Source organism: Burkholderia sp. MSMB0856 (assembly GCF_001524645.2).
Taxonomy (GTDB): Bacteria; Pseudomonadota; Gammaproteobacteria; order Burkholderiales; family Burkholderiaceae; genus Burkholderia; species Burkholderia diffusa.
The window spans coordinates 2,502,520-2,527,971 of the sequence record NZ_CP013427.1 but is presented as its reverse complement, the minus strand read 5'-3'; the positions used below and the strand labels follow the sequence as shown (position 1 = coordinate 2,527,971).

Here is a 25,452-nt window from a genome sequence, read left to right as displayed (position 1 = left end):
TCGCCGGTTTTTTTGTTGGGCGCTGTCAGCGGGTGAGCGTATCCGGTACGTCGGTCAGGCGGCGATGGGACAATTGCGCTGTCCAGTCGAAGCCGGCGACGGGCCCATTGGCCGCCGGTGCCGGGCGATCGGCCTGCAGCGCGTTCGCCACCGCGATAAGCGTGAGCGGATCGTCGAGCGGGTCGCGGGGGGCTCCGGGATGCGCAGGCGAACCGACGCGATCGGGCGTCGGCGTGCGCGACGCGTGGTGAGTGACTGACGGGCGGGCGGTGAATCGCGGCGTGGAAGGTGCTTGTACGCGTGCCGTTGCCGTGCGCCTGTTGTCCGAACGATGCGGCGTCGGCGGCGCTGCAGTGGCGACGCGCTGAACGTTCGGTGTCGTGTCGGCACGGCGCGGCGCTGGATTGGTCGTCGCGCCGCGTGTGACGGGCGCGCCTGTGGAGGGCGTCGCAACCGGCCGCACCGCGACGGGCTGAGCCGGCGCGATGGTCGGTGTGGCGGGCGCCACCGCGGCCGTTTGCACGGCACCCATGGACTGCACGGCGTGCTTCGGCTCGACGCCAACGGTCTGCATCGCGGGCGCAGGCGCGAAACCCGGGAACGGCTCGTGCGCGGCGATCAACCAGCCGATGATGCCGAGTGCGCCGATGCTCCAGCAGGCGGCGTGCCGCGCACGCCGGTCATGCGCGCGACCGGCGGCATGCTCGATGTGCTGGCCGGCGGCGCGCGCCGCAACGGCCGGTACACCGGCAGACACCGGGCGCGCGGCGGGCGGCGATTGCCAGCGGCACATGCGATGCGGTGCTTCGACGTCGATGCACGAGGTCTTCAGGATGGCAGCGCAGCGCGTGCCGAGCCGGGTACCGGGCGCGCCGCGGAACGTCCATTCGCGGCCGAACGGCGGCACGCCGTCGAGGGGCGCGACACGAGGGCGGGCAAGCGGACCTTCGACGGAAACGAGAGGCGTTGGGATCATGAGGGCGGTACACGGTGCGACACGGGCGACGATGCCGGCCGCGGCGCGAATAGCGTGGCGAGTCGTGACATTGTGGTGAGTCGCCGGCGACCTGTCGATCAGACCGATCTGATTTTCGTGCGTTTTTCGAGGCGATTCGTACGAGACGTACGCGGCGACGTTGATCACGGCCCCGGCCCAAGGCAATTGTCGGCTTCGCGTGGCATCATTTGCCGACCATGCCGGCGTGCACATCGTTGCGCGGCGTGCCGTCGGCTGGCAGCGATGTTCGTGCGTGCCGGTCCGGTGCCACTGCATCGTCGGATCCATACGGCGCCGATGTCGCGCCATCCGCGCCGAGAGAGAACAACATGTCCACAGCAACACACGCCGTCGCCCAGGAATCGAAGGTTCGTACCGTGTTCCGGGTCGTCAGCGGCAACTTCCTGGAAATGTACGACTTCATGGTCTACGGGTATTACGCGTCGGCCATCGCGAAAACCTATTTTCCGAGCGGCAACGCGTTCGCGTCGCTGATGCTGTCGCTATCCGTGTTCGGCGCGGGCTTCCTGATGCGTCCTGTCGGCGCGATCGTGCTCGGCGCATACATCGACCACCACGGCCGCCGCAAGGGGCTGATCCTGACGCTTGGGCTGATGGCGCTCGGCACGCTCACGGTGGCCGCGATACCCGGCTATGCGACGATCGGCGTGCTCGCGCCGGTGCTCGTGCTGCTCGGCCGGTTGCTGCAGGGCTTTTCCGCGGGCGTCGAACTCGGCGGCGTGTCGGTCTACCTGTCGGAAATCGCGACGAAGGGCCACAAGGGGTTCTATACGTCGTGGCAATCGGGCAGCCAGCAGGTGGCGGTCGTGTTCGCCGCGTTCGTCGGCGTGCTGCTGAACCGCGCGCTGCCGGTCGAGGACATGACCGCGTGGGGCTGGCGCATTCCGTTCCTGATCGGCTGTCTGATCGTCCCGTTCCTGTTCCTGATCCGTCGTTCGCTGAAGGAGACCGACGAATTCCTCGCGAAGCGTCATCGTCCGACGATGGGCGAGATCATGCGTTCGATGCTCGAGAACTGGGGTGTCGTGATCGCCGGCATGGGGATGGTGATCATGACGACGGTGTCGTTCTACATGATCACGGCCTACACGCCGACATTCGGCAAGGAAGTGCTGCACCTGTCGTCGCTCGACGCGCTGGTCGTGACCGTCTGCGTCGGCCTGTCCAATCTCGTCTGGCTGCCGCTGTCCGGCGCGCTGTCGGATCGCATCGGCCGCCGCCCGGTGCTGATCGCGTTCACGGTGCTCACGCTGCTGTCGGCCTACCCGGCCGTGCTGTGGCTCGTGGCCGATCCGTCGTTCCTGCGGCTGCTGGCGGTCGAGCTGTGGCTGTCGTTCCTGTACGGCTCGTACAACGGCGCGATGGTCGTCGCGCTGACCGAAGTCATGCCGGCCGACGTGCGCACTGCCGGCTTCTCGCTCGCGTACAGCCTCGCGACGACGATCGGCGGTTTCACGCCGGCGATCTCGACGTTGCTGATCCACCAGACGGGCAACAAGGCGGCTCCGGGGCTGTGGCTGAGCGTCGCCGCGATCTGCGGATTGATCGCGACGCTCGTGCTGTATCGCACGCCCGAATCGCGCAACCAGTATAAGGCGGCCTGACGCCACCCGCGTCGCATCGCGTCGAATGAATAAAGGAGCGCGTCGCGCTCCTTTTTTTCATCTGCGTGCGGCCGTGGTCAGGCGTCGCGCAGCGCGCCGGCGACCGCCGTCGCCACGTCGAGCCATTGCCCCGGTGCGGACTGGCGGGCGAGCCGCGCGTGCGGATACCACGGGCAATCGTCGCCGGTGAACCAGCGCCAGTCGGGCGCGAACGGCAGCATGATCCACAGCGGCTTGCCGAGTGCGCCCGCGAGGTGCGCGACCGCCGTGTCGATCGTGACGACGCCGTCGAGCCGTTCGATCAGCGCGGCCGTGTCGGCGAAGTCGTTCAGTCGCCCATCGAGGCGATGCACGCGCGGATGCGCGTCGACGCGCGCGCGTTCATCTTCGTCGAGCGCCGGTTGCAGCACGACCCAGTCGATGTCCGGCAGCGCGAGCAGCGGCGCGAGCGCGTCGAACGGCATCGAGCGGTTTTCCTGCGCCTGCCGGCGCCCTGACCACGCGAGACCGAACTTGCGCTTCGACTGGCCGCCGAGCGAGCCGCGAAAGCGCCGGTGCGCGTTGTCCGGCGCGTCGAGGTAGCGTCTACCCGCGACGATGTCGGCCGGCTGCAGGCCGAGCAGGAACGGCAGGCTCATCAGCGTGCACGCGACGTCCGCCGCCGGCGGCTTCGCGGCGCCCTGTGCGACGAGCGTCACGCGCCAGCGTGCCGCGGCCGGCGCGAGCAGCGTGACGAGTTCCGGCTGCACTTCGAGCACGACGCGCGCGCAGCGCGCGCGCGCGAGCGGCACGAAGCGGACGAACTGCAGCGTGTCGCCGAAGCCCTGTTCCGCGCGGATCAGCAGCGTGCGCGACGCAATCGGCTCGCCTTGCCAGCGCGGCAGCGTGCCGAGCGGCGTCGCGCCGGGCGTGTCGTGACGCGTTTCGTATGCGGGCAGGCCGCGGGTGAAGTCGCCCAGCGTCAGCAGCGTGACGGCGCGATGCAGGTGCGCGAGTTTGAGGTCGGGAGCGACGCGCAGCGCCTGATCGTACGCGCGCAGCGCCATCTCGTGCGCGCCGAGTGCGTGATGCGCGTTGCCGAGGTTCAGCCACGCGAGACTGAACGACGGATCGAGGCCGACCGCGCGTTCGTAATAGGGCAGCGCTTCGCGCTGGCGTGCCTGCGCGCACAGCGCGTTCGCAAGCCCGAAAAGGGCGAGCGGGAACGGCGGGTGCAGCGCGAGCGCGGCTTCGAATGCGGTGGCGGCTTCGGCGTGACGGCCGACCGCCTCGAGCGTGTTGCCGAGATTGAAATGCGCGGCGACGAAGCGCGGCTGCGCGGCGATCGCCGCCTGGAAGTGCGCGATCGCGTCGTCGGCCCGGCCCATCGCGTTCAGCGCCATCGCGAGATTGTTGTGCGCGCCGGCATGCCCGGGCCGCAACTCAAGGGCGCGATGGAATGCGGCGAGCGCGTCGTCGTGACGGCCGAGGGCATTCAGCGCGTTGCCGAGGTTGTTGTGGATCGATGCGTCGTCGGGCGTGAGCCGGAGCGCGCGGCCGAACGCGTCGATGGCATCCTCGTGGCGCTGCAGCGCCGCATACGCGTTGCCGAGGTTGTAGTGCGCGAGCGGAAATTCGGGCGCGAGCGTGAGCGCGTTGCGAAAGCGGTCGATCGCTTCGTCGAGTCGGCCGAGCGCCTTCAGCGCGTTGCCGAGATTGAGCTGCAGCGCGGCATCGTTCGGGCGCAGGTCGACCGCACGCCCGACGAGATCGGCCGCCTCGGCATGCTGGCCCTGCTGATGCCGCAGCACGCCGAACAGATGCAGTGCGTCGGCGTCGGCGGGATTGGTGGCGAGGGCGGTGCGATAGCCGTGCTCGGCCTCGGCGAGGCGGCCCGCGCGGTGAGCGGCATACGCTCGGTCGAATGCGGAATCCATGACGCGAAAACTGACGGAAAGCGCGTATTTTCCCACACTGCGCGGGGGTACCCCAGATCGGCCGGTCGGCATATGGCCCCGTCACGCGGAGCGGCGTAGACTTGCACAATCGCGTGTCATCGAGGTTCTCATGGCTGACACACTGCTCGATATCCCGCCCGTGCTGATCGTCGGCGCGGGCCCGACCGGCCTTGCCGCCGCAATGGCGCTCGCGCGTGCCCGCGTGCCGGTGCGCATCATCGACCGGCTCGCCGCGCCCGCACCGTATTCGCGCGCGATCGGCATCCAGGCGCGCACGCTCGAACTGCTGGAGCAGCATCGCGCGGTCGAACCGTTTCTCGCGTTGGGCCATCGTGCGCATGCGGCCGCACTGCATGCGGACGGCCGCGTGATCGCGCGGCTCGATTTCGATCCACTGCAAACACGCTATCCGTATTTGCTGTTTCTCGACCAGAGCATCACCGAGCGGCTGCTCGCCGAGCACCTGGCCGGTTTCGGCGTGACGGTCGAACGCGGTGTCACGCTGACCGCGTGCGACGCGGGCGGTACGTCGCTCGACGTGACGATCCGCGGCGCCGACGGTCGTGAACAGGCGTTCGCACCGTCGTACCTGATCGCCGCCGACGGCGCGCACAGCACGGTGCGCCATCTGCTCGGCCTGGGCTTCGCCGGGCATGCGTTCGAGCAGACCTTCCTGCTTGCCGATTTCGCGGCGATACCCGACTGGCCGGACGAGGAGATCCACCTGTTCACGACGCCGGACGGCATCGCGGGGCTGTTTCCGATGGGCGGCGGCCGCTACCGGCTTGTCGCCGACCGGCCGCCCGGCGGCGACGCACCGCCCGATGCGTCGACCCCGCCGACCCCGACGCTCGACGAATGCGAGGCGATCGTGCGCGCTCGCGTCGGCGCGTCGATCGCGCCGAGCGATCTCGCGTGGTCGGCGTATTTCCGTCTGCATAGCCGGATGGTCGACCGGCTGCGTCACGGGCGCGTGTTCTTCGCGGGTGACGCCGCGCACGTTCACAGCCCGGCGGGTGCGCAGGGCATGAACACGGGTATCCAGGAAGCGTTCAATCTCGGCTGGAAGCTCGCGCGCGTGCTTGGCGCGGGCACGCCGGAGCGGCTGCTCGACACGTATCACGCGGAGCGCCATCCGATCGAGCGCGATGTATTGCGGCAGACCGGCTTCATCACGCAGATCGTCGAAGCCGACCACGGCGCGATGAAGCTGCTGCGCGATCATGTCGTGCCGCTGCTGGCGTCGTTCGGGCCGGTGCGTGACGCGGTGCGCCGCACCGTCAGCGAGCTCGGTGTGCAATACCGGAAAAGCCCGCTCACGCTCGAACGCGTGCTCGATGGCGGGCCGCGCGCAGGCGAGCGTGCACCCGACGCGCTCGTGCACGTGGTCGACGGGCCGCTCGGCCGGGCGCCCGGGACCGCGCGACTATACGACCTGCACGATCCGGCGAGCTTTACGCTGCTGTTGCTCGAGGAGCCGGCAGGTGCAGACACGGGCGATACGGCCGATGTGCCGCCGATGCCCGCGGACGCGCAGGCGCTCGTGCAGGGGCTGGAGCGGATTATGCCGGGCGCCGTGCGAACCTGGCGCGTCGCCGATGCCGAAAGCGACGGCACGGACGGGCTCGCGCAGGTATACGGCCGTTCGAGGCCGTCGTTCTACCTGCTGCGCCCCGATGGCTACATCGCGGTGCGCGGCCGTACCGCCACCGACGCGAACGCGCTGCTGCGCCATTGCGAAAGCTGGTTCGCGGGCATGCCAGTGCCCGCGTAGCGGAGCGCTCAGGCGGGGGCCGCGGCCGGCGTGAGCGATGCGCGGTGCGCGGCGATCGCGTCGCGCACGATCGGCGCGGCGCGTTGCCCGGCTTCGCTCGATGGATCGTCGAGCGCGGCGAGTAGCGCGCGCCGCATCCGCGGTTCCCAGAAGCGCCGGATGTGTTCGGCGATGCCGGCCAGCGCTTCTTCGCGATCGGGCATAGATTCGAAGAAAGCGCCGATCTGGTTGGCCATGTCGATCAGGTGTCCGATGTCCATCGCGTCCTCACTTGCCCGTCGTCGCGGCAGCCGGCGTGGCGGCGCGGCGCTCGAGCAGATCGAGCTGCTCCGAGTTGAAGCGCGCATACGCGCGCTGCCAGTCCGACGGCTGCGCAACCGGCAGCACCTGCACGGCCGTGACCTTGTATTCCGGGCAGTTCGTGGCCCAGTCGGAGCTGTCCGTCGTGATCACGTTCGCCCCTGACTCGGGGAAGTGGAACGTCGTGTACACGACACCCGGCTGCATACGGTCGGACACGAGCGCACGCAGTACCGTCTGGCCGGCCCGCGATTCGATGCCGACCCAGTCGCCGGTCCGGATCCCGCGATCCTCCGCATCGTGCGGATGAATCTCGAGGCGATCCTCTTCGTGCCACCGGACGTTCTCGGTCCGGCGCGTCTGCGCGCCGACGTTGTATTGCGACAGGATGCGGCCCGTGGTCAGGATCAGCGGATAGCGCTGCGTGACCTTTTCAGGCGTCGGAATGTACTGCGTGATCACGAACCGGCCCTTGCCGCGCACGAACGCGTCGATGTGCATCGTCGGCGTGCCGTCCGGTGCGGCTTCGTTGCACGGCCACTGGATGCTGCCGAGCGCGTCGAGTTTCTCGTACGACACGCCAGAGAAGGTCGGCGTGAGCCGCGCGATCTCGTCCATGATTTCGGACGGATGCGTGTAATGCATGTCGTAGCCGAGCGCCTGCGACAGCAGCAGCGTCACTTCCCAGTCGGCGTAACCTGCGAGCGGCGGCATCACCTTGCGTACGCGCGAGATGCGGCGCTCCGCGTTCGTAAACGTGCCGTCCTTCTCGAGGAACGTCGAACCCGGCAGCAGCACGTGCGCGTATTTCGCGGTTTCGTTCAGGAAGATGTCCTGCACGACGATGCATTCCATCGACGACAGCGCGGCCGCGACGTGCTGCGTGTTCGGGTCCGACTGGACGATGTCCTCGCCCTGGCAGTAAAGCCCCTTGAAGCTGCCGTCGAGCGCCGCGTCGAACATGTTCGGGATGCGCAGCCCCGGTTCCGGTTGCAGCGTGGCCGACCATGCTTGCTCGAACTGGCTGCGCACGATTGCGTCGCTGATGTGCCGGTAGCCGGGCAGCTCGTGCGGGAACGAACCCATGTCGCATGAGCCTTGCACGTTGTTCTGGCCGCGCAGCGGATTGACGCCGACGCCTTCACGGCCGATGTTGCCGGTCGCCATCGCAAGGTTCGCGATGCCCATCACCGTCGTCGAGCCTTGCGCGTGTTCGGTCACGCCGAGGCCGTAGTAGATCGCGGCGTTGCCGCCGGTCGCATAGAGGCGTGCGGCCTCGCGCACCCGTTCAGCCGGTACGCCCGTCACCTCAGCGGTGGCCTCGGGCGAGTTCTCGGCGCGCGACACGAAGTCGCGCCATTGCTCGAACGCGCGCGTGTCGCAGCGTTCGGCGACGAACGCGTCAGCGACGAGCCCTTCGGTGACGATCACGTGCGCGAGCGCATTGACCATCGCGACGTTGGTGCCGGGGCGCAGCTGCAGGTGGTGCGTGGCCTTCACGTGCGGGCCGTCGACCACATCGATGCGGCGCGGGTCGATCACGATCAGCTTCGCGCCTTCGCGGATGCGCCGCTTCATGCGCGAGCCGAACACCGGGTGGCCGTCGGTCGGGTTCGCGCCCATCACGACGATCACGTCGGCCTGGCCGACCGACGCGAAGGTCTGGGTGCCGGCCGATTCGCCGAGCGTCGTCTTCAGGCCATAGCCGGTCGGCGAGTGGCACACGCGCGCGCAGGTGTCGACGTTGTTGTTGCCGAACGCGGCGCGCACAAGCTTCTGCACGAGGTAGGTTTCCTCGTTCGTGCAGCGCGACGACGTGATGCCGCCGATCGAATCGCGGCCATATTTCTGCTGCAGCTTGCGGAATTGCGTCGCCGCGTAGGTCAGCGCCTCTTCCCAGCTGACTTCGCGCCACGGGTCGGTGATCTTCTCGCGGATCATCGGTTTCGTGATGCGGTCCTTGTGCGTTGCGTAGCCCCACGCGAAGCGGCCCTTCACGCACGCGTGGCCTTCGTTCGCGAGGCCGTTCTTGTGCGGCGTCATGCGCACGACCTGCGTGCCCTTCATCTCGGCCTTGAACGAGCAGCCGACGCCGCAGTACGCGCAGGTCGTGACGACCGAGTGCTCGGCCTGGCCGAGCTGGACGACGGATTTTTCCTGCAGCGTGGCGGTCGGGCACGCGGCGACGCAGGCGCCGCACGATACGCAGTCCGACGCCATGAACGATTCGCTTTCGCCGGCGGCGACGCGCGATTCGAAACCGCGCGCGGCGATCGTCAACGCGAACGTGCCCTGCGTTTCCTCGCATGCGCGCACGCAGCGGTTGCAGACGATGCACTTCGACGGATCGTACGTGAAGTACGGATTCGATTCGTCCTTTTGCTCGCGCAGGTGATTTGCGCCGTCGAAGCCGTAACGCACTTCGCGCAGCCCGACCACGCCCGCCATGTCCTGCAGCTCGCAGTCGCCGTTGGCGGGGCAGGTGAGGCAGTCGAGCGGGTGATCGGAGATGTACAGCTCCATCACGTTGCGGCGCAGCGACTGCAGCCGGTCCGACTGCGTGCGCACCTTCATCCCGGCTTCGGCGGGCGTCGTGCACGATGCCGGATAGCCGCGCCGGCCTTCGATTTCGACCAGGCACAGGCGGCACGAGCCGAACGGTTCGAGCGAATCGGTCGCGCAGAGCTTGGGCACATTGACGCCGGCTTCGATCGCGGCGCGCATCACCGACGTGCCGGCCGGCACTGTCACCGGCTGGCCGTCGATTTCGAGCGTGACGTCGGTATCGGCATGCCGTTGCGGCGTGCCGTAGTCGGTTTCGTCGAACGGATCGCGCACGCGCGCCTGCGCGGCGCTCTTGCACGCGCATTGGCCCGAGCCGCAGCCGCCTTGGCGGACGTTGTTCGTGTCGAGGGACATTCAGGGCTCCTTCTGGGTCAGGCCGCGGCCTTGACCGGACCCGACGCGGCTTGCTTGCCGGCGGCGAGCCCGAAATCTTCGGGGAAATGGTCGAGCGCGGACAGCACCGGGTAAGGCGTCATCCCGCCCATCGCGCACAGCGAGCCGGCGAGCATCGTGTCGCACAGATCGCGCAGCAGCGTGACCTGTCGCTCCGACTTGTCGCCCTGGCGAATGCGTGCGATCGTCTCGACGCCGCGCGTCGATCCGATCCGGCACGGCGTGCACTTGCCGCACGATTCGATCGCGCAGAACTTCATCGCGTATTCGGCGAGTTCCGCGAGATTCGACGTGTCGTCGTGCAGCACGATGCCGCCGTGGCCGACGACCGCGCCGATTGCCGTGTACGCCTCGTAGTCGAGCGGCACGTCCCACTGGTGTTCCGGCAGATAGGTGCCGAGCGGGCCGCCGACCTGGGCGGCGCGCGCGGGCCGGCCGCTGGCCGTGCCGCCGCCGTAGTCGAACAGCAGCTCGCGCAGCGTGACGCCGAACGCGAGCTCGACGAGGCCGCCGTAGCGGATGTTGCCCGCGAGCTGGAACGGCAGCGTGCCGCGCGAGCGGCCCATCCCGTAGTCGCGATAGAACGCGGCGCCGCGCGCGAAGATCACCGGCGCGGTCGCGAGCGTGATCACGTTGTTGATCACGGTCGGCTGGCCGAACAGGCCGGCGAGCGCGGGCAGCGGCGGCTTCGCGCGCACGACGCCGCGCTTGCCTTCGAGCGATTCGAGCAGCGCCGTTTCCTCGCCGCACACGTACGAGCCGGCGCCCTTTGCGACGTGCAGGTCGAATGCATGCGCGGAGCCGAGCACGCGTTCGCCGAGCCAGCCGGCTTCACGGGCGCGCTCGATCGCGGTTTCCAGTGCCGCGATCGCGTGCGGGTATTCGCTGCGCACGTAGATGTAGCCGAGCGTCGCGCCCGTCGCGATGCCCGCGATGATCATCCCTTCGATCAGGCAGTACGGATCGCTTTCCATGATCAGCCGATCGGAGAACGTGCCCGAATCGCCTTCGTCCGCGTTGCAGACGATGTACTTCTGCGTCGCGCTGGCCTGCCGGACGGTGCGCCATTTAATGCCGGCCGGGAAGGCTGCGCCTCCGCGGCCGCGCAGCCCCGATTCGATCAGCAATTCGCATGCGGCGCCGCCGTCGAGCGCGAGCGCGTTCTTCAGGCCGGCGAGGCCGTCGTGCTTCAGGTAATCGTCGATCGACAGCGGATCGGTCAGGCCGATGCGCGCGAACGTGAGGCGCTGCTGGCGCGCGAGATAGGGCAGGGCGTCGACGAGGCCGACGCCGCTCGGATGCGCGCCGCCGTCGAGCCAGTTCGCGTCGAACAGGGCAGGCACGTCGGCGGCCGACAGGTTCGCGTAGCCGACGCGCCCGGCGGCCGTGCCGACCTCGACGAGCGGCTCGAGCCACAGCAGCCCGCGCGAGCCGTTGCGGATCAGTTCGATCGCGACGCCGCGCCGCTCGGCTTCCGCGACGATCGCGGCGGCGAGGGCGTCGGCGCCGAGCGCCAGCGCGGACGAATCGCGCGGAACGTAGATGCGGGTCGTCATGCGGCCTCCGGGGTGTGGGCGGTCGCGTCGGCGAGCAGGGCGTCGAACTTCTCCGGCGTGACCTTTGCGTGCAGCACGCCGTTGACCGTCATCGACGGCGATTGCGCGCACAGCCCGAGGCAGTAGACCGATTCGAGCGCGACGTCACCCGGCGCGTGCGCGTCGGCACCATCGCCGTGCGCCGCGTCGAACCGGCAACCCGTGCGCGCTTCCGCGTGCGCGGCCAGCGCTTCGCAGCCCATGCTGCGGCACGCCTCGGCGCGGCACATCTGGATCGTCATGCGCGCGGGCGGCGCGGTGCGGAAGTGGTGATAGTAGGTGAGCACGCCGTGCACTTCGGCGCGCGACAGATTCAGTGCCTTCGCAAGCGGCGCGACGCAGCCTGCCGGCACGTAGCCTGCGTCGTCCTGGATCGCATGCAGGATCGCGACGAGCGAGCGGCCGGCACGCGCGTGGCGCTCGACGAGCGCGTCGGGCGCAGGGGAATTCGGGGACATCGGTTATGCTCCTCCAAAGTCTCATATGTGCCTCTAATTCATATAGTGCACATCGGGACTTCGTCCTGATTGATTTTGAGCAACGATAAGCGGAAGATTCCGCAGTCGCAATAGGAAATCGGAGTGCATAATTGATTCGAATCGAATGCGACGCGTATCTGACCGTACGCGACACCGAGGGCCGCACCGCCAGCCTGTCGGACGTCGCCCCGTTGCTGGAGCTCGTGGCCGATACGGGCAGCATCGCGCAGGCCGCGCAGGCGAAAGGTCTGTCGTATCGGCACGCGTGGGGCATGCTGCGGGCGCTGGAGGCGTGCGTCGGCGGCGAGTTGATCGAGACGGCGCGCGGCAAGGGGTCGACGCTGTCGGAGCTCGGGCAGGCGATCGTCGACGCGCAGCGGCTCGCGCGCAGCCGTCTCGACGGCAACCTGCGCGCGCTGGCGGCCGAGGTGGCGAGCGACCTGAACCGGCGGCTCGCGCAGCGCGACGGCGCCGTGCGCATCCATGCGTCGCACGGCTACGCGGTTGCGACGCTCGTTTCCGCGCTTGTCGATGCGCAGGCCGCCGTCGACATCAAATATCGCGAGAGCGTCGAGGCCGTGCAGGCGCTTGCGCGCGGCGAATGCGAGCTGGCCGGTTTTCATCTGCCACGCGGCGCGTTCCGCGAACAGTGCGCGCAGATCTACCGGCCGTGGCTCGACGACGCGCGTCACGTGCTGATTCATCTGACGCGCCGCCAGCAGGGGCTGTTCGTACCGCGGGGCAACCCGAAGCAGGTCGGCGGGCTCGCCGATCTCGCCCGCAACGACATCCGCTTCGTCAATCGGCAGCCGGGGTCGGGCACGCGGATGCTGCTCGATCTTGCATTGCGCGCGATCGGCATCGATCCCGAGCGTATCGACGGCTATGCGTCGGCCGAGCTCACGCATTCGGCGATCGCCGCGTTCGTCGCGAGCGGGATGGCCGATCTCGGCTTCGGCGTCGAGCCGGCCGCCCATCACTTCGGGCTCGATTTCATTCCGGTCGTCGACGAGGACTATTACTTTGCGTGCGAACGCGCGCAGCTCGATTCGCGACCGCTCGCCGGCGTGCTCGCCTTGTTGCGCGATGCGCGCTTCGTCGACCGCGTCGCGCATCTCGACGGCTACGATCCGGCCGCGTGCGGGACGCTGATCGGCATCGCGGAGGGATTCGCCGGTATCGCCGGGGGCGGTATGCTGGACGGCAACGCACGGTAACGGGGACGCGCGCGAACCGCGCTGCAGCAGCGAGGGATTTGCGCTACGCTTGCCGCTTGATCAACGTTCCAACAAGCACGCCGTTCAGGCGTCATCCCGCCATGAAACTATCCGTTCCCTTCTCCGCGGCAGCGTTGACCGCAGGGCTTCTTGTTGCTGTTGTTTCGCCGTTGGCGTTCGCGCAGAATTCACCGGGCGTGCCCGGCGGGATCCTGAGCGAGCAGTTCCGCCTGAACGAGCATCCGCAGATGCCGTTCGCGGCGTCTGCGCCGTCGCAGAAATACCAGAGCGGCAAGAAGTCGGCATTGCGCCGCAAGGGCGATTTGGGGGACCCGAACGGCTGCAACCTGAAGTGTCCGATGGACACTCAATAAGCAGGCGCTGACGCGCCGGGTGGCCGACGCCGCGATCGTTTGTCCAGACCGCGCCGATGCCGCGCGGTTCTTTTCGAGCCCCGCAGGGTGTACTGCCTTGCGGGGCTCGTGCTTTGTGGGGCTCGGTTCGGTCTCGCGTGGTGCGATCTTGCGGTGCTGGCCCATGTCTGCATGGATCTAGGGTTAACCCTTGTTTCGGGAAGGATGTCTTCCTGAAACCTGCCTTATTCTTAAGCACATGCCTACATAAACTTCGGTTTGTCAGCGATGAACGGGTGTTCACCGCGAAATCAGACAAATCTGGAGGTAGGTCATCATGAAGTCGCTCGTTCAAGCCGTTGTCGTTGCTGCTGCTCTCGTTGCCCCGGTCGTGTCGTTCGCGCAGTCCGGCTCGGCACTCACCCGCGCACAGGTTCGCGCCGAACTGGTTCAGCTCCAGCAGGCCGGTTACAACACCGCCCGCGGCGAAGATCCGCACTATCCGGAAGCGATCCAGGCCGCCACGGCGCGTGTCGCGGAGCAACAGCGCAGCGCGCTCGCCCAAGCGCAAGGCGCCGACGCCAGCGGTTATGGCGCGCAGGTGCAGGGCGCATCGGCATCGGGTTCGCGTGCGATCGGCGTGCGTCCTGCCAGCGCAGAAGAAATGAAGTCGCTGTATCGCGGCAGCTAAGCGGCTCGTCGCCCGGTGAGGCCGTGCTGCGGCTGCGATGAAGCGTCGCGTGCCGGGCAAGGGGACCGTCCGCCGCGGTCGATCACCTCGCGGGCGACGTCGAACATCCGTCACCTCCTGCCGCCGGAATGCCGGCGGCATTCCGCCCGGCCCGTCCGAGGCCGGGCGCTTTTTCGGAGGGCGCGGGATGTTCGGCCTCTCCGGCAACAAAAAACCCCGCAGACTCGCGTCGTGCGGGGTTCGTGCGTCAAGCGCGGAATTTGGTGGAGGCGGCGGGAATCGAACCCGCGTCCAGAAGCGCTCCACGACTAGTTCTACATGTTTAGTTCAGTCATTTGATTTAACCGCAGCGACGCGGACGAACACGCTGCACTACGGCGATTCGCTAGATTTTCGACCCTGGCGTCGCGACGCCGACAGGGCTTAACTGACGTAAATGACCTCTGGCGGTATTGCTACCGGTCTTGCGACACTAGCCCGTCAGTGAACTAGGCAGAGGACGGCGGCCGTTAGGCTGCCAGTGCGAACGTATCGTCGTTTGCAGTTACGATTTTCCCATTGATTAACGAGGTGACGGGTCCTCGACATGCCCTAGCCGCTTCACAACCCCTGTCGAAACCAGGTCGCCCCCGCGGATAAGATCGATCATTATAGCCCAACATCGCGCAGCAGTTCGCGCAGTTCCTGCGTCGTGCCGACAAGATGCTGCGCCTGCCAGTCGGCCGGCGCGACGCCGTCACCGCAATAGCCGTACGCGGCCGCGACCGTCGCCATCCCTGCCGCGCTGCCGGCCTGGATGTCGCGAAGATCGTCGCCGACGTAGACGATGCGTTCCGGCGCGAGCGTCATTTGTTCCGCCGCATGCAACAGCGGGGCCGGATGCGGTTTCGAGTGCGGCGTTGTGTCGCCCCCGACGATGCAGGCCGCGCGCGGCGCGAGGCCGAGCAGGTCGGCGAGCGGCGCGGTGAGGCGCATCGCCTTGTTCGTGACGATGCCCCAGCGCACGCCGCGTGCATCGAGCTCGTCGAGCACGTCGCCGATGCCGGGGAACAGCACCGTGTGCACGCAGATGTCGGTCGCGTAATTGGTCAGGAACTCGTCGCGCATCGCGTCGTAGCCGGGCGATTGCGGGTCGATGCCGAATGCTCCGCCGAGCAGGCCGCGCGCACCGGCCGATGCCAGCGGCCGCAGCACGTCGAGCGACGTTTCGGGCAGGCCGCGCACGCGCTGCATCTTGTGGACTGCAGCGGCGAGATCGGGTGCCGTGTCGGCGAGCGTGCCGTCGAGGTCGAACAGCACGGCATCGCAGTGCAGCAGGCGCGGCGCGTCGAATGCAGGCCGCTCGGTCGAAAGGGGAATCGTCATGCCGGTCGGAGGGTCACGCGCCGCGGCGGCACGCGACGAGATAGTTGATGTCGGTGTCGTTCGACAGCGCGAAGCGCTTGCCGATCGGGTGATAGGTAATACCCTTGATCTCCACGATGTGCAGATCGGTCCCGCGAATGAAGCTCGCCAGTTCCGACGGGCGGATGAAGCGCGCGTAGTCGTGGGTACCCTTCGGCAGCATCTGCGCGATGTACTCGGCGCCGATCACCGCGAACAGGTAGGACTTCAGGTTGCGGTTCAGCGTGGAGAAGAACACCCAGCCGCCCGGCTTCACGAGCGTCGCACACGCGGCGACGACGCCGGCCGGCGACGGCACGTGCTCGAGCATCTCCATGCAGGTGACGACGTCGTAAGTGCCCGGCTCGCGTTCGGCGATCGCTTCGGCGGCGATCGCCTCGTAGTCGACCGTGATGCCGCTTTCGAGGCTGTGCAGGTCGGCGACCCCGAGCGCTTCGGTCGACAGGTCGATGCCTTTCACCTGCGCACCGAGCCCTGCCATCGATTCGGACAGGATGCCGCCGCCGCAGCCGATATCGAGTGCGCGCTTGCCGGCGAGGTGCGCATGCGAATCGATCCAGCCGAGCCGGACCGGATTCAGGTCGTGCAAGGGCTTGAATTCGGCATTCGGATCCCACCACCGATGGGCGAGGTCGCTGAATTTCTGGAGTTCGTGCGGATCGGCGTTGGTCATGTCGGCAAACGGGCTACGGAAGGAGGGCGGTGCGTCGGTACGTCAGCCCCGAGTATATAAGGGGGCGCACAACGAGGCCAGCGAGCGCCAGGACGGGCGTCAAAGAAAAAGCCCCGCCGGAGCGGGGCTTTGAAGCAGTCGAAAACCGCGGCTTACTGCGCCGGAACGGTCGTCTTCTGGACTTCTTGCGTACCGACCACTTCGACTTCCACGCGGCGGTCCGGTGCGAGGCAGGCGATCAGTTGCTTGCGATTCTTCTGGTTGCAGCCGGTCGTGACCGGGTTGCGCTTGCCCTTGCCTTCCGTGTAGATCTTGTTGGCCGGGACACCCTTGCTGACCAGGTACGACTTGACGGCTTGCGCACGGCGCAGCGACAGACGGTCGTTGTACTTGTCCGAACCGATGCGGTCCGTGTAGCCCGTAGCGACGACCACTTCCGTGTTCATGCCCTGGATCTTCGAAGCCAGTTCGTCCAGCTTTTGCTTGCCCAGCGGCTTGAGCGTTGCCTTGTCGAAGTCGAACAGCGCGTCGGCTTGATACGTGATCTTCTGGCTCGTGATGGCCGGAGCAACCGGAGCGACCGGCGGCTGCGGTGCCTGGGCGACCAGTGCGCCATCGCACTTCGCGTTGGCGGTGGCCGGCGTCCAGAACGCGTCACGCCAGCAGAGCTCGTTCGTGCCGTTCATCCACACCCATTCGCCCGTGCCGTTCACCCAGTTGTCGTTGACGGCTTGACGCGACGCCGGCACCGACTGTGCCGAAGCGGATGCAGCCATAACTGCGGTAGCTGCAATGAACGCGAGCTTTGAAAGTTTATTCATATTTCTCCTCTCGAAATTGAGATTACCGCAGGTTTACTGCGAGCCTGTTGACGGTGACAAGTCATACATTGCTCGAAGTATAACATTGGTGCGGCACAAAAAACGTGGCACCGCTCTGTGTAGACTTCGAGCAGCGTCTAACTTTCAGTGCGTTGGCATTTTGCCATATCGTTCCCTTCCTACGAAAAAAAATCCTCCCCACCCCAAGATCGCTTCAACTTTGTGGTGCATGCGCAACACCCGCCTGCCGTAACTTTTAGGGATTGTCAAGAGCGTGTCCACGAAATTGCGTGAAAGGCGGCAAGGGTTTACGCGCGTGCGTGACAAGGATCCGAACGACGCCCAAGCCTTCTGAAGGGGCGCGATCATGGCCGGTTCGGGTGCCTTTTCCACGGACGGCGATTTTTGCTGTTTACATATAGAGGGGGTGGCGAATTGGCGGCCGATGGGCGCATGTTAGAATCTCGCGTTGCGTTGCGCATGCAGCGCCCACGCGAAAGGCGTTCGCCGTCTTCGCTCCGAAACGATACGGATACATGGATCAATTCGCCAAAGAGACCCTGCCCACCTCCCTAGAGGAGGAAATGCGCCGTTCGTATCTCGATTACGCGATGAGCGTGATCGTCGGACGTGCCCTTCCGGATGTCCGCGATGGCCTGAAGCCCGTGCACCGGCGCGTACTGTTCGCGATGCACGAACTGAACAACGACTGGAACCGCGCGTACAAGAAATCGGCGCGTATCGTCGGTGACGTGATCGGTAAGTATCACCCTCACGGCGATACCGCGGTGTACGACACGATCGTGCGGATGGCGCAGGACTTCTCGCTGCGCTACATGCTGATCGACGGACAGGGCAACTTCGGCTCGATCGACGGCGACAATGCCGCGGCGATGCGTTACACCGAAATTCGCATGGCGAAGATCGGTCACGAACTGCTCGCCGACATCGACAAGGAAACGGTCGACTTCGAGCCGAACTACGACGGCAACGAGATGCAGCCGTCGGTCCTGCCGTCGCGCATCCCGAACCTGCTGATCAACGGCTCGTCGGGTATCGCGGTCGGCATGGCGACCAACATCCCGCCGCACAACCTGAACGAAGTCGTCGACGCGTGCCAGCACCTGCTGAACAACCCGGAAGCGACGATCGACGAACTGATCGAGATCATCCCGGCGCCGGACTTCCCGACGGCCGGCATCATCTACGGTGTCGCCGGCGTGCGCGACGGCTATCGCACCGGGCGCGGCCGCGTCGTGATGCGTGCGGCCACGCACTTCGAGGAGATCGACCGCGGCCAGCGGATGGCGATCATCGTCGACGAGCTGCCGTACCAGGTGAACAAGCGCTCGCTGCTCGAGCGCATCGCCGAGCTCGTCAACGAGAAGAAGCTCGAGGGCATCTCCGACATCCGCGACGAGTCCGACAAGAGCGGCATGCGCGTCGTGATCGAACTGAAGCGCGGCGAAGTGCCCGAAGTGGTGCTGAACAACCTGTACAAGGCGACGCAGCTGCAGGACACGTTCGGCATGAACATGGTCGCGCTGGTCGATGGCCAGCCGAAGCTGCTGAATCTGAAGGAAATCCTGCAGTGCTTCCTGTCGCATCGACGCGAAGTGCTGACGCGCCGCACGATCTACGAACTGCGCAAGGCTCGCGAGCGCGGCCACGTGCTCGAAGGTCTCGCGGTCGCGCTCGCGAACATCGACGAGTTCATCGCGATCATCAAGGCGGCGCCGACGCCGCCGATCGCGAAGCAGGAGCTGATGGCGAAGCCGTGGGATTCGTCGCTTGTGCGCGAGATGCTGACGCGCGCCGAGACCGAGAATGCGGCGGCGGGCGGCCGCTCCGCGTACCGTCCGGAAGGCCTGAACCCGGCGTTCGGGATGCAGACCGACGGGCTGTACCGTCTGTCCGACACGCAGGCGCAGGAGATCCTGCAGATGCGTCTGCAGCGCCTGACCGGTCTCGAGCAGGACAAGATCATCGGCGAGTACCGCGAAGTGATGGCGCAAATCGCCGACCTGCTGGACATCCTTGCGCGCCCCGAGCGGATCACGACGATGATCGGCGAGGAGCTGACGACGGTGAAGGCCGAATTCGGCGACGCACGCCGCTCGAAGATCGAGCTGAATGCGACCGAATTGAATACCGAAGACCTGATCACGCCGCAGGACATGGTCGTCACGATGTCGCACGCGGGCTACGTGAAGTCGCAGCCGCTGTCCGAGTATCGCGCGCAGAAGCGCGGCGGCCGCGGCAAGCAGGCGACGCAGATGAAGGAAGACGACTGGATCGAGACGCTGTTCATCGCGAACACTCACGACTACATCCTGTGCTTCTCGAACCGCGGCCGCGTGTACTGGGTCAAGGTCTATGAAGTGCCGCAGGGTTCGCGCAACTCGCGCGGCCGTCCGATCGTCAACATGTTCCCGCTGCAGGACGGCGAGAAGATCAACGTCGTGCTGCCGGTCAAGGAGTTCTCGGCCGACAAGTTCGTGTTCATGGCGACGTCGCTCGGCACCGTGAAGAAGACGCCGCTCGAGGCATTCAGCCGCCCGATGAAGAAGGGCATCATCGCGGTCGGTCTCGACGAGGGCGATTTCCTGATCGGTGCATCGATCACCGACGGCGCGCACGACGTGATGCTGTTCTCCGACGCCGGCAAGGCCGTGCGCTTCGACGAGAACGACGTGCGCCCGATGGGCCGGGAAGCGCGCGGCGTGCGCGGCATGCAGCTCGAGGACGGGCAGCAGGTCATCGCGCTGCTGGTTGCCGGCAGTGAGGAGCAGACCGTGCTCACCGCGACCGAGAACGGCTACGGCAAGCGCACGCCGATCACCGAGTACACGCGTCACGGCCGCGGCACGAAGGGGATGATCGCGATCCAGACGTCGGAGCGCAACGGCAAGGTCGTCGCCGCCACGCTCGTCGACGCCGAGGATCAGATCATGCTGATCACGACCGCCGGCGTGTTGATTCGTACCCGCGTGTCCGAGATTCGCGAGATGGGACGTGCCACGCAAGGTGTTACACTCATCAGTCTCGATGAGGGTACCAAGCTCTCCGGCCTGCAGCAGATCGCAGAAGCCGAAGAGGGCGATGGCGAGGCCGACGAGGCGTCGGACGGCGAAGCCTGAAGAACGGATGAGACTCGAGCCGCCGCGCGCGCCAGGCGCCGCGGTCGGCGAGCAACCATTCATATTTCCAAAAGGGAGTGATGATGCAAAAGCAATTCAAGCAACTGGTTCTGCTGGCTGCACTGGTGCCGACGTTCGCGATGGCGCAAGCGCTGTCGAATTCCGCACCGGCTGCGACCGCGGCAGCTGCGCCGATCGACGCCGACAAGAAGGCGGCGATCAAGGATCTGCTCGACGCGATCGACGCGCCGAAGCTCGTGTCGGCTATCGGCAACAGCGCCGAGATGCAGGCAAAGCAGCTCGTGCCGGCGATCCTGTCGGACGCGCTGTCGGAAAACAAGACGCTGAACGACAAGCAAAAGCAAGCCGCCGTGCCGACGCTGCAGAAGAATGCGGTGCCGAAGCTGGTTGACGGCGCGGGCAAGGTGTTCGGCACGCAACAGTTCCAGAGCGACGCGATGTCGGCTCAGTACGACGCCTACGCGAAGTACTACAGCACGTCGGAGATCAAGGATCTGACGACGTTCTACAAGAGCCCGACGGGCCGCAAGTTCATCCAGGTTCAGGATCAGGTCGGCCGCGACGTGGTCAACGGCCTGATGCAGAAGTACATGCCGCAAGCGATCCAGGCAACGCGCGCACAGGCTGACAAGGAAGTCGCGGCAGTCAAGCCGGGCAAGTAAGCCGTCCGGGCACGCCGCCCGGCCGTTCGGCCGGGTTTGGCGGGAGCCTGATGACAGTGCGATAATGGCCGTTTGCGCGCGAGCGCAAGCGGCCATTCCTTTTCTGGCGCGGTTCTTTCTGCCGGCAGCGAGCCGGTCGCGTCCCTCCCGAGGTTTTCACGATGCGCGTCTTTAATTTCTCCGCCGGTCCTGCGGCGCTCCCCGAGGAAGTGCTGCGGCAGGCCGCCGACGAAATGCTCGACTGGCACGGCAGCGGCATGAGCGTGATGGAGATGAGCCATCGCGGCAAGGAATTCATGTCGATCCACGAGGCAGCGCTGACCGACCTGCGCGAGCTGCTCGATGTGCCGGCCAGCCACCGGATCCTGTTCCTGCAGGGTGGCGGCATTGCCGAGAACGCAATCGTGCCGATGAACCTGCTCGGTTCGCGCAAGACCGCCGACTTCGTCGTGACGGGCTCGTGGTCGCAGAAGTCGTTCAATGAAGCGAAGAAATACGGCACGCCGCATCTGGCCGCATCCGGCAAGACGGCCGACGGTTTCACGCGCGCGCCCGCCCGCGCCGAATGGCAGCTGTCGGACGATCCGGCCTACGTGCATCTGTGCACGAACGAGACGATCGACGGCGTCGAGACGTTCGAGATTCCCGACCTCGGCGACGTGCCGCTCGTCGCGGACGTGTCGTCGCACATCCTGTCCCGTCCGATGGACGTCGCGAAGTACGGCGTGCTGTTCGGCGGCGCGCAGAAGAACATCGGGATGGCCGGCGTGACGGTCGTGATCGTTCGCGAGGACCTGCTCGATCGCGCGCTGTCGATCTGCCCGTCCGCATTCGAATGGAAGACGGTCGCCGCGAACAACTCGCTGTACAACACGCCGCCCACGTATGCGATCTACATCGCGGGCCTCGTGTTCCAGTGGCTGAAGCGGCAGGGCGGCCTCGAGGCGATCGAGGCGCGCAATATCGAGAAGGCGAAGCTGCTCTACGACACGATCGATGCGAGCAGCTTCTATCTGAACAAGGTCGAGCCGGCGGTGCGTTCGCGTATGAACGTGCCCTTTTTCCTGGCCGACGAAACGCGCAACGAAGACTTCCTTGCCGGCGCAAAGGCGCGCGGGCTGCTGCAGCTGAAGGGCCACAAGTCCGTCGGCGGCATGCGGGCGTCGATCTACAACGCGGTGCCGCTCGAGGGCGTGAAGGCGCTCGTCGAGTACATGAAGGACTTCGAACAGCGCGGCGCCTGAGCGCGCGCTGTTCAAACAGCACGGCAACTACGCATGGACGACGAACTGAATTCCCGCCTGAAACCGCTGCGCGACCGCATCGACGCGATCGACGCGCAGCTGATCGCGCTCCTCAACCAGCGCGCCGCGGTGGCGCTCGAGGTGGGCGAGGTCAAGAAGCATTTCAACGCGCCGGTGTTCCGGCCGGAGCGTGAGCTGCAGGTGATCGCGCGCCTGCAGGACATGAGCGCGGGGCCGCTCGCGAGCGAACACATCAGCGCCATCTGGCGCGAGATCATGGCCGCGAGCCGCGCGCTCGAACAGACAATCCACGTCGCGTTTCTCGGGCCGGTCGGCACGTATAGCGAACAGGCGATGTTCGAGTATTTCGGCCAGTCGATCGAAGGGCTGCCGTGTCCGTCGATCGACGAGGTATTCCGCTCGGTCGAGGCGGGCGCGTCCGCATTCGGCATCGCGCCAGTCGAGAACTCGACCGAAGGCGCGGTGTCGCGCACGCTCGACCTGCTACTGCAGACGCAGTTGCTGATCAGCGGCGAACTCGCGCTGCCGATCCATCACAACCTGCTCACGCAGAGCGGCACGCTCGACGGCGTGACACGTGTCTGCGCGCATGCGCAGGCGCTCGCGCAATGCCAGCAGTGGCTTTCCGCGAACGCGCCGCAGCTCGAGCGGCAAGCGGTGTCGAGCAATGCGGAGGCCGCGCGTCTCGCAGCGGCGGACCCGAGCGTCGCTGCGATCGCTGGCGACCGCGCGGCCGCGCACTACGGCCTGCAGATCGCGTTCTCGCTGATTCAGGACGATCCGCACAATCGCACGCGCTTCGTGATCGTCGGCAAGCAGCCGGCCGGGCAGAGCGGTCACGACCAGACGTCGCTGATCGTGTCGGTGAAGAACGAGCCGGGCGCGGTGTTCAAGCTGCTCGAACCGCTCGCGCGGCACGGTGTATCGATGACGCGCTTCGAGTCGCGTCCGGCGCGGGTCGGCACGTGGGAGTATTACTTCTACATCGACATCGAAGGGCACCGGGACGAACCAGCCGTGGCCGCCGCGCTCGCGGAGCTCGGCCAGAAGGCCGCGTTCCTGAAGATACTCGGTTCGTATCCGCGCGCGCGCTGACGCGTAGCGGCCCGTCGCCCAGCACCGAGCGGGCGGCGCGGCGAAGCGGGCAGGGCAGGCCGGGCGGCGCTGCCCAAGGCGGGTTCGGGCGGTATCCGGTGCAGGTCGCGCCGGGTGCGGGCCCGTTGCCCGGAATCTGGACTTCCGTGCGCGGGGCGTCGTTCCGCGCGCGTCACTTGGCTCTTGTCGTGTCAGGCTTTGCATTCAACAAACTTGTCATCTTCGGCGTCGGCCTGATCGGCGGATCGCTGGCGCGCGCCCTGCGCGAGCGCGCACCGGGCGGCGCGGGCGAAGTTGTCGGCGTCGGTCGTTCGCGTGCGTCGGTCGAGCGCGCCCTCGCGCTCGGCGTGATCGATCGCGCAGCGGCGCTCGACGACGATGCGCAGCTGCGCGACGCGCTCGCCGGCGCCGATCTCGTGTTGCTGGCCGCGCCGGTCGCGCAAACGGGCCCGCTGCTCGCGCGCATCGCGCCGTGGCTCGACGCTGCGACGATCGTCACCGACGCTGGCAGCACCAAGTCCGACGTCGTCGCGGCGGCACGCGATGTGCTCGGTGCGCGGATCGCGCAATTCGTGCCGGGCCATCCGATCGCCGGGCGCGAATCGAGCGGCGTCGAGGCCGCGCTGCCGGATCTGTACGTCGGTCGCAACGTCGTGCTGTGTCCGCTGCCGGAGAACGCGCCCGAAGCGGTTGCGCGGATCGATGCGATGTGGCGGGCGACCGGCGCCGACGTGCGCACGATGAGCACGACGCAGCACGATCGCGTGTTTGCGTCGATCAGTCATCTGCCTCATGTGCTGTCGTTCGCGCTCGTCGAGCAGATACTCGGCGAGGCGGATGCCGAACTGAAATTCTCGTACGCGGCGGGCGGCTTCCGCGACTTCACGCGGATTGCGGCGTCGAGCCCGGAAATGTGGCGCGACGTGTGTGTCGCGAATCGCGCGGCGCTACTCGATGAGCTCGACGGCTATACGCGCGTGCTCGCCCGGCTGCGTGCGGCGATCGACGCTGGCGATGGCGCGGCGCTCGAAGCCGTGTTCACGCGCTCGCGCGCTGCACGCAAGGCATGGCAGGAACGTGGCGCGCAGCCCGCTGCCGAACCGGTCAAGAAATAACAGGAAACAGGACGATTCCCATGGACTATCTCGATCTCGGCCCGTATTCCAGCGCATCGGGCACCGTGCGCCTGCCCGGCTCGAAAAGCATCTCGAACCGCGTGCTGCTGCTCGCGGCGCTTGCCGAAGGCGATACGACGATCACCAACCTGCTGGATTCCGACGACACGCGCGTGATGCTCGACGCGCTCGGCAAGCTCGGTGTGAAGCTCGCGCGCGAGGGTGACACCTGTGTCGTCACCGGCACGCGCGGCGCGTTCACCGCGAAGACCGCCGATCTGTTCCTCGGCAACGCGGGCACCGCGGTGCGACCGTTGACGGCGGCGCTCGCAGTCAACGGCGGCGACTATCGCGTGCACGGCGTGCCGCGCATGCACGAGCGGCCGATCGGCGACCTCGTCGACGGCCTGCGGCAGATCGGCGCGCAGATCGACTACGAGCAAAACGATGGCTTTCCGCCGCTGCGGATCAAGCCTGCGGCGATCACGGTCGACGCGCCGATCCGCGTGCGCGGCGATGTGTCGAGCCAGTTCCTCACCGCGCTGCTGATGACGCTGCCGCTCGTGAAGGCGAAGGACGGCAGGATCGTCGTCGAAGTCGATGGCGAACTGATCTCGAAGCCGTACATCGACATCACGATCCGACTGATGGCCCGCTTCGGCGTGACCGTCGAGCGCGACGGCTGGCAACGCTTCGTCGTGCCGGCCGGCGTCCGCTACCGTTCGCCGGGGCGCATCATGGTCGAGGGTGATGCATCGTCGGCCTCGTACTTCCTCGCGGCCGGCGCGCTCGGCGGCGGCCCGCTGCGCGTCGAGGGTGTGGGGCGCGCGAGCATCCAGGGCGACGTCGGCTTCGCGAATGCGCTGATGCAGATGGGCGCGAACGTATCGATGGGCGACGACTGGATCGAGGTGCGCGGCATCGGCCATGACCACGGCAAGCTCGAGCCGATCGACATGGATTTCAACCTGATTCCCGACGCGGCGATGACCATCGCGGTCGCGGCGCTGTTCGCGAGCGGCACGAGCACGCTGCGCAACATCGCGAGCTGGCGCGTGAAGGAAACCGACCGCATCGCCGCGATGGCGACTGAACTGCGCAAGGTCGGCGCGATCGTCGAGGAAGGCCCCGATTATCTGGTCGTCACGCCGCCGCAACGGCTCACGCCGAACGCAGCGATCGACACGTACGACGATCACCGGATGGCGATGTGTTTCTCGCTCGTCAGCCTGGGCGGCGTGCCCGTGCGGATTAACGATCCGAAGTGCGTCGGCAAGACGTTCCCCGACTATTTCGACCGCTTTGCCGCGCTCGCCAAAGCCTGACCCGA

20 protein-coding genes and 1 other RNA gene are annotated in these 25,452 nt (G+C 66.9%); 11 read left to right on the top strand and 10 right to left on the bottom strand.

Annotated elements, in window-relative coordinates:
- Nucleotides 1-25 precede the first annotated feature (25 nt).
- A complete protein-coding gene (locus WS87_RS12980; protein WP_236873187.1) occupies nucleotides 26-1,285 on the bottom strand; it encodes a hypothetical protein in 1,260 nt (419 codons plus the stop codon).
- A 41-nt stretch (nucleotides 1,286-1,326) separates the two neighbouring features.
- On the opposite strand from WS87_RS12980, the gene WS87_RS12975 reads away from it, so the two are divergent.
- On the top strand, nucleotides 1,327-2,622 hold the full coding sequence (locus WS87_RS12975; RefSeq protein ID WP_059816248.1) for an MFS transporter: 1,296 nt from the start codon (nucleotides 1,327-1,329) through the stop codon (nucleotides 2,620-2,622).
- A gap of 77 nt (nucleotides 2,623-2,699) precedes the next feature.
- On the opposite strand, the gene WS87_RS12970 is transcribed toward WS87_RS12975, so the two are convergent.
- Complete coding sequence (locus WS87_RS12970; protein ID WP_442861401.1) at nucleotides 2,700-4,538, bottom strand: tetratricopeptide repeat protein; 1,839 nt, start codon at nucleotides 4,536-4,538, stop codon at nucleotides 2,700-2,702.
- A 130-nt stretch (nucleotides 4,539-4,668) separates the two neighbouring features.
- On the opposite strand from WS87_RS12970, the gene WS87_RS12965 reads away from it, so the two are divergent.
- Entirely contained in the window at nucleotides 4,669-6,333 is a 1,665-nt protein-coding gene (locus WS87_RS12965) for an FAD-dependent monooxygenase (RefSeq protein WP_059816239.1), read from the top strand.
- Nucleotides 6,334-6,341: 8 nt separating this feature from the next.
- On the opposite strand, the gene WS87_RS12960 is transcribed toward WS87_RS12965, so the two are convergent.
- Genes WS87_RS12960 through WS87_RS12945 form a run of 4 tightly spaced genes read right to left on the bottom strand, consistent with a single transcriptional unit; the run spans nucleotide 6,342 to nucleotide 11,644 of the window.
- The gene (locus WS87_RS12960; RefSeq protein WP_059816236.1) at nucleotides 6,342-6,593 is read right to left on the bottom strand and encodes a formate dehydrogenase subunit delta; all 252 of its coding nucleotides are present in this window, start codon (nucleotides 6,591-6,593) and stop codon (nucleotides 6,342-6,344) included.
- Between the two features lie 7 nt (nucleotides 6,594-6,600).
- The gene (fdhF, locus tag WS87_RS12955) at nucleotides 6,601-9,552 is read right to left on the bottom strand and encodes a formate dehydrogenase subunit alpha (RefSeq protein WP_059816232.1); all 2,952 of its coding nucleotides are present in this window, start codon (nucleotides 9,550-9,552) and stop codon (nucleotides 6,601-6,603) included.
- A 17-nt stretch (nucleotides 9,553-9,569) separates the two neighbouring features.
- Nucleotides 9,570-11,147: a formate dehydrogenase beta subunit gene (locus WS87_RS12950; protein ID WP_059816228.1), complete on the bottom strand. Its 1,578-nt coding sequence runs from the start codon at nucleotides 11,145-11,147 to the stop codon at nucleotides 9,570-9,572.
- A complete protein-coding gene (locus WS87_RS12945; protein ID WP_059816224.1) occupies nucleotides 11,144-11,644 on the bottom strand; it encodes an NAD(P)H-dependent oxidoreductase subunit E in 501 nt (166 codons plus the stop codon). The genes WS87_RS12950 and WS87_RS12945 overlap by 4 nt, the downstream gene beginning before the upstream one ends.
- A 131-nt stretch (nucleotides 11,645-11,775) precedes the next feature.
- Between WS87_RS12945 and WS87_RS12940 the strand changes: the two genes are divergently transcribed.
- The 3 genes from WS87_RS12940 to WS87_RS12930 all read left to right on the top strand — a co-directional run bounded on the left by WS87_RS12940 (nucleotide 11,776) and on the right by WS87_RS12930 (nucleotide 13,926).
- A complete protein-coding gene (locus WS87_RS12940) occupies nucleotides 11,776-12,882 on the top strand; it encodes a substrate-binding domain-containing protein (RefSeq protein WP_059816219.1) in 1,107 nt (368 codons plus the stop codon).
- A 101-nt stretch (nucleotides 12,883-12,983) separates the two neighbouring features.
- On the top strand, nucleotides 12,984-13,256 hold the full coding sequence (locus tag WS87_RS12935) for a hypothetical protein (protein WP_059816215.1): 273 nt from the start codon (nucleotides 12,984-12,986) through the stop codon (nucleotides 13,254-13,256).
- A gap of 316 nt (nucleotides 13,257-13,572) precedes the next feature.
- Nucleotides 13,573-13,926, top strand: a complete 354-nt coding sequence (locus WS87_RS12930; RefSeq protein WP_059699488.1) for a DUF4148 domain-containing protein — start codon at nucleotides 13,573-13,575, stop codon at nucleotides 13,924-13,926.
- 261 nt (nucleotides 13,927-14,187) lie between these two features.
- Here the strand turns inward: WS87_RS12930 and ssrA are convergent.
- From ssrA to ompA, 4 genes are all read right to left on the bottom strand, one after another.
- Nucleotides 14,188-14,557: a transfer-messenger RNA gene (gene ssrA, locus WS87_RS12925) on the bottom strand.
- 17 nt (nucleotides 14,558-14,574) lie between these two features.
- On the bottom strand, nucleotides 14,575-15,291 hold the full coding sequence (locus WS87_RS12920) for an HAD-IA family hydrolase (protein WP_059816211.1): 717 nt from the start codon (nucleotides 15,289-15,291) through the stop codon (nucleotides 14,575-14,577).
- A gap of 13 nt (nucleotides 15,292-15,304) precedes the next feature.
- Nucleotides 15,305-16,003: a bifunctional 2-polyprenyl-6-hydroxyphenol methylase/3-demethylubiquinol 3-O-methyltransferase UbiG gene (ubiG, locus tag WS87_RS12915; RefSeq protein ID WP_059530025.1), complete on the bottom strand. Its 699-nt coding sequence runs from the start codon at nucleotides 16,001-16,003 to the stop codon at nucleotides 15,305-15,307.
- A gap of 152 nt (nucleotides 16,004-16,155) precedes the next feature.
- Nucleotides 16,156-16,824, bottom strand: a complete 669-nt coding sequence (gene ompA, locus WS87_RS12910; RefSeq protein ID WP_006400736.1) for an outer membrane protein OmpA — start codon at nucleotides 16,822-16,824, stop codon at nucleotides 16,156-16,158.
- A gap of 536 nt (nucleotides 16,825-17,360) precedes the next feature.
- Here ompA and gyrA point away from each other — a divergent pair.
- The 6 genes from gyrA (at nucleotide 17,361) to aroA (ending at nucleotide 25,447) form a co-directional block, all read left to right on the top strand.
- On the top strand, nucleotides 17,361-19,964 hold the full coding sequence (gyrA, locus tag WS87_RS12905; RefSeq protein WP_059816208.1) for a DNA gyrase subunit A: 2,604 nt from the start codon (nucleotides 17,361-17,363) through the stop codon (nucleotides 19,962-19,964).
- Nucleotides 19,965-20,047: 83 nt separating this feature from the next.
- On the top strand, nucleotides 20,048-20,647 hold the full coding sequence (locus WS87_RS12900) for a DUF2059 domain-containing protein (RefSeq protein ID WP_059448245.1): 600 nt from the start codon (nucleotides 20,048-20,050) through the stop codon (nucleotides 20,645-20,647).
- A 161-nt stretch (nucleotides 20,648-20,808) separates the two neighbouring features.
- Entirely contained in the window at nucleotides 20,809-21,891 is a 1,083-nt protein-coding gene (serC, locus tag WS87_RS12895) for a 3-phosphoserine/phosphohydroxythreonine transaminase (RefSeq protein WP_059530019.1), read from the top strand.
- Between the two features lie 33 nt (nucleotides 21,892-21,924).
- Nucleotides 21,925-23,007: a prephenate dehydratase gene (gene pheA, locus WS87_RS12890; protein WP_059530016.1), complete on the top strand. Its 1,083-nt coding sequence runs from the start codon at nucleotides 21,925-21,927 to the stop codon at nucleotides 23,005-23,007.
- Between the two features lie 188 nt (nucleotides 23,008-23,195).
- Nucleotides 23,196-24,122, top strand: a complete 927-nt coding sequence (locus tag WS87_RS12885) for a prephenate dehydrogenase/arogenate dehydrogenase family protein (protein WP_059816204.1) — start codon at nucleotides 23,196-23,198, stop codon at nucleotides 24,120-24,122.
- Nucleotides 24,123-24,142: 20 nt separating this feature from the next.
- The gene (gene aroA / locus WS87_RS12880) at nucleotides 24,143-25,447 is read left to right on the top strand and encodes a 3-phosphoshikimate 1-carboxyvinyltransferase (RefSeq protein WP_059816201.1); all 1,305 of its coding nucleotides are present in this window, start codon (nucleotides 24,143-24,145) and stop codon (nucleotides 25,445-25,447) included.
- The last annotated feature ends 5 nt before the right edge of the window (nucleotides 25,448-25,452 follow it).